The organism is Thermodesulfobacteriota bacterium (assembly GCA_040756475.1).
Classification (GTDB): Bacteria; Desulfobacterota; Deferrisomatia; order Deferrisomatales; family JACRMM01; genus JBFLZB01.
Genome location: JBFLZB010000292.1, coordinates 1 through 3608 on the forward strand (window position 1 = coordinate 1; position 3608 = coordinate 3608).

The following is a 3608-nucleotide window of genomic DNA, read 5'->3' on the forward strand; positions in this document are numbered from 1 at the left end:
CAAACCCACCTCCGGGCCCGGTTCCCCTGCCCGGTGCCCCGCCCCCTGCGCCGGGAGCGCCCCCGGACCCTGGTCCTGCGGGGCCCGGCCCCGGCGAGCCCGCTCCTCCCCTGCCTCCCCAGAGGGCGGCACGCACCGCCGGGCCGTCCAGCCCCCTGCGGTGCTGCTCCCGGGCAAAGCTGACCAGGCGCAGGATCTCGGGCCGACGCAGATGGCGGTCGAGGCAGTCCACCATGAGCTCCTGTACCGTCTGGGTGTCGAGGCCCTCCAGGTGCAGCGCCTCTCCGGCCTCCACCACGGCCATGACCTGTCCCGGGGGCAGGCCAGCCCCCCGGGCGAGGACCGCCCCCAGGGGCTCGGGCGGCATCCCGCTCTCGAGGGCCAGCGCCGTGGCGACCAGGAGCCCCCTTCCCCGATCCGCGCCGTCCGCGTGGCCGGCTTCCACGAGCAGGTCGCGGGCCCGCACCAGGGCTTCCAGGCGCGCGCGGCCCGCCTGGGCCAGGTCGCCGGCGGAGGCGCCCTTCAGGGCGCCTTCGGCGATCTTCGCCAGCACGGGTTCGGCGGGCAGACCACGCCGGGCGGCCTCCAGGGCAGTTTCGAGCGACGTGCGCGCGGTCTCGGGCGTGAATCCCGCCTGCGCCAGGTGCGCCACGGCGTGCTCCAGGGGGCCGGAGGGAAGCCCTCCTTCCCGCGCACCCTCCTCCAGCACGGGCCCCCACGTCTTGCGGGCTGCCTCCCCCAGGGGCGCCGGCTCGGGTGCGCCCCGCCCCCCGAGGGCCCAGGCGGGGGCGCTGAGGAGAATGCCTGCGGCTACCGCACCGGCTCGAAACCACGGGCTGTTCATGGCGAATCCTTCCGAGATCAGAGATCGATGACTGCGTTTTCCCGGCCGAAGCCGTCGGGGCGCCGGGCGACGGCCCGGGGGTCGGTGACCCACTGGTCGCCGTCCACGAGGTAGAGGTACTCGTGGCGTCCTTCGGGGAGCCGGACGGTGGCCGTCCAGTGCCCCGTGGCGTCGGGCCCCCGGAGCACGATCTCCCCGGGGCGCCACCCGTTGAAGCTGCCCACGAGCTCCACTTCCCGGGCGCCGGGGGCGTGGAGCTCGAAGGTGACGCTGGCGGCGCTCGGGTCGTCCGGAGCGGGCGGAGCGGACGGAGCGGGCGCCCGGCCGAGCCCCACGGTCAGCAGCAGGGCTGCCAGGGCGCCGGACAGGGCCGGGACCACCCACCGGGCGCCGCCGGGCCAAAGCGCCCGGACCCAGGACGTCCAGGACGCCTGCGCGGGCCCGGGCCCTTGGGGCAGCCGCGACATCACCTCGTCCACGAAGGTCTCCGGGGGGGATTCGCGGCTCTCGGCCAGGAGCGCCAGGGCGGCTTCGTAGGCCGCGAGCTGCCGGCCGGCCTCGCTCCCGGGGCCGGGCCGCGCCGAGGCGCCGTCCTGGCCGTCCAGGATCCGGTGGATCCACGCGGTATCGCTCACTGTTCTCCTCCCGTGCGCCCATCCAGGAGCCGCACCAGTTCGTCGCGGCCCCGCTTGACCCGCATCTTGGCAGCGCTCACGCCGATCCCCAGCACCGCCGAGATCTCCTCGTAGGAGAGGCCTTCCACGTGCTTCAGGGCCAGGGGAACCCGCACGGACTCCGGCAACCCCCGCAGGGCGGCTTCGAGCGCCGCCCGGCGGGGGTCGGGCGCAGCCGCCCCCGGCGGGTAGATCTCCAGATGGGCCTGCTGGGCCCGCTGCCGCCGGTCTTCGCTGCGGAACCGGTTCTTGGCCACGTTGGCGCACACGCTCAGGATCCAGTTCCGGAAAGAGAGCTCCGGCTTGTACGTCGCGAGCTTGCGGTAGGCCCGCACGAAGGCCTCCTGGGCCAGGTCCTGGGCGTCGTCCCGGTCGCGGCTCCACCGCAGGGCGAGCTGGTACACCGCCCCCTGGTGGCGTCGCACCAGGTCGGCAAAGGCTTCCTTGCGTCCGTCGAGGCAGGCCCGGGCCAGGGCAGCGTCCGTCGGCTCCATCGTCCCTCCGCAGCCCCTATACACCGGCCGCCGCACTCGCGTCACGGGGCTCCACTCCAGGGCTCCCGGACCCCGCCTCAGAACTTGGTGGTGGAATCTGGCCGTCGCGGGTCCGGGGCGGCCCATGTGACGCTCGTCGAAACCCCGGTGTATAGGAGGCAAAGGTCCGGCCGGACCCGCTCCGCCAACCCGCCTGTGCCCAGGCGCCCTCACCGAGAAGGAACAACCCATGAAGCTCCGCCTCGTCCTGCTCCTCTCCTCTGCTGCCCTGTTTGCCGCCGTGGCCGCGATTCCGGCCTCGGCTGCCGGCCAGAACCGGCAGGGCGCCGGCCCCGCCATGACCCGGGCGGGCGCCCAGAACCAGGTGCGCACCCAGACCCAGCAGCGGCTGCGCGATGGATCCGGCTCCCAGGTTCGCGGGGCCGCCCAGGGCGGCACCTCCGCAGGAGACCGCCTGCGCCAGCGGCTCCAGGACGGCTCCTGCCTCACGGCTCCCACCGAATAGCCCTCCGACCCCAGGAGACGCCACCCCCGGGAGGGGCTTGCCCTTCCCCGGGGGTGGCGCTTTGCGGCTCCCCCGCCTACCTCCTATACTCTGTGCGTTCTTCTGCCTCGGCATCTGCGGGACGCCACCATGGCCCACGCGCTCTACCTCATTGTCGGAGCGGCACTCGGCGCGTCCGGGCGGTACGCCCTGGCGGGGTGGGTTTCGCGCGCCGCGGGGACGCCGTTCCCCTGGGGCACCCTGGCGGTGAACCTGGCGGGCTGCCTCGCGGTGGGGGTCGCCTGGGGCCTCTCGGAGCGCCTGTTGTGGGCGCCCGGTTTTCGGGTGTTCCTGTTCGTGGGGGTGCTGGGGTCGTTCACCACGTTCAGCACCTTCGGCCTGGAGACCCTGCACCTGCTCCGGGCGGCCGACTATGGCCGGGCCCTGGGATACGTGCTGGCCTCGAACCTCGGCGGCCTCGCCCTGGTGTGGCTGGGGATGGCCGTGACCCGCGGCTAGGAGGTTCCCATGACCTTGCCCGAAGAGGGAATGCTGCTTCGGATCTTCTGCGGGGAAGCCGACCGCTGGGAAGGGCGGCCCCTTTACGAGGCCGTGGTCCTAAAGGCCAGGGAGGTGGGCCTGGCGGGCGCCACGGTGCTCCGGGGGGTAATGGGGTACGGCGCCCACAGCCGGCTCCACGCGGCCAAGGTGCTGCGGCTCTCGGAGGACCTGCCCGTGGTGGTGGAGATCGTGGACACCGAGGAGAAGCTGCGCGACTTCCTGCCGTGGCTCGATGAGGCCGTGGGGGAAGGGCTCGTCACCCTGGAGAGGGTCCGCGTGCTGCGCTACCGCTCCCGGAACGGTTGACCGGCCGAGAAATCCGTGGGGACCTGGAATCTTGGACCATGCGTCAAGGTTTTCCCCGAGCCTCTCCGGACAGGGTGGGTCCGCTTCGCCTGACCCGCCCTATGGCTTGCCGTGCAACGTTGGGGGCGGGCCGGGGGTCTCCCCGCAGGCGGCGCAGGCGGCTTTGGGGAAGCTCTGGCGGTCACAGGAAGCCCTTTCCCTGCCTCGCTGAAATCCCACGGACCAAGCAGAAGCACACGGGATCC

General features: G+C 73.4%; 6 protein-coding genes. 3 read left to right on the forward strand and 3 right to left on the reverse strand.

Annotated elements, in window-relative coordinates; genetic code table 11:
- From AB1578_22635 to AB1578_22645, 3 genes are all read right to left on the reverse strand, one after another.
- Positions 1 to 844, reverse strand: an 844-nt coding sequence (locus AB1578_22635) for a hypothetical protein (GenBank protein ID MEW6490695.1), incomplete at its 3' end; no start/stop codon positions are given.
- Positions 845 to 861: 17 nt separating this feature from the next.
- Positions 862 to 1479, reverse strand: a complete 618-nt coding sequence (locus AB1578_22640; GenBank protein MEW6490696.1) for an isoamylase early set domain-containing protein — start codon at positions 1477 to 1479, stop codon at positions 862 to 864.
- Positions 1476 to 2012, reverse strand: coding sequence for an RNA polymerase sigma factor (locus AB1578_22645; GenBank protein MEW6490697.1), 537 nt, complete (start codon positions 2010 to 2012; stop codon positions 1476 to 1478). The genes AB1578_22640 and AB1578_22645 overlap by 4 nt, the downstream gene beginning before the upstream one ends.
- A 229-nt stretch (positions 2013 to 2241) precedes the next feature.
- Here AB1578_22645 and AB1578_22650 point away from each other — a divergent pair, with 229 nt between their 5' ends.
- The 3 genes from AB1578_22650 to AB1578_22660 all read left to right on the forward strand — a co-directional run bounded on the left by AB1578_22650 (position 2242) and on the right by AB1578_22660 (position 3363).
- Entirely contained in the window at positions 2242 to 2517 is a 276-nt protein-coding gene (locus AB1578_22650) for a hypothetical protein (protein ID MEW6490698.1), read from the forward strand.
- A gap of 129 nt (positions 2518 to 2646) precedes the next feature.
- A complete protein-coding gene (gene crcB / locus AB1578_22655) occupies positions 2647 to 3015 on the forward strand; it encodes a fluoride efflux transporter CrcB (protein MEW6490699.1) in 369 nt (122 codons plus the stop codon).
- Positions 3016 to 3024: 9 nt separating this feature from the next.
- Complete coding sequence (locus AB1578_22660) at positions 3025 to 3363, forward strand: DUF190 domain-containing protein (protein MEW6490700.1); 339 nt, start codon at positions 3025 to 3027, stop codon at positions 3361 to 3363.
- Positions 3364 to 3608 lie beyond the last annotated feature (245 nt).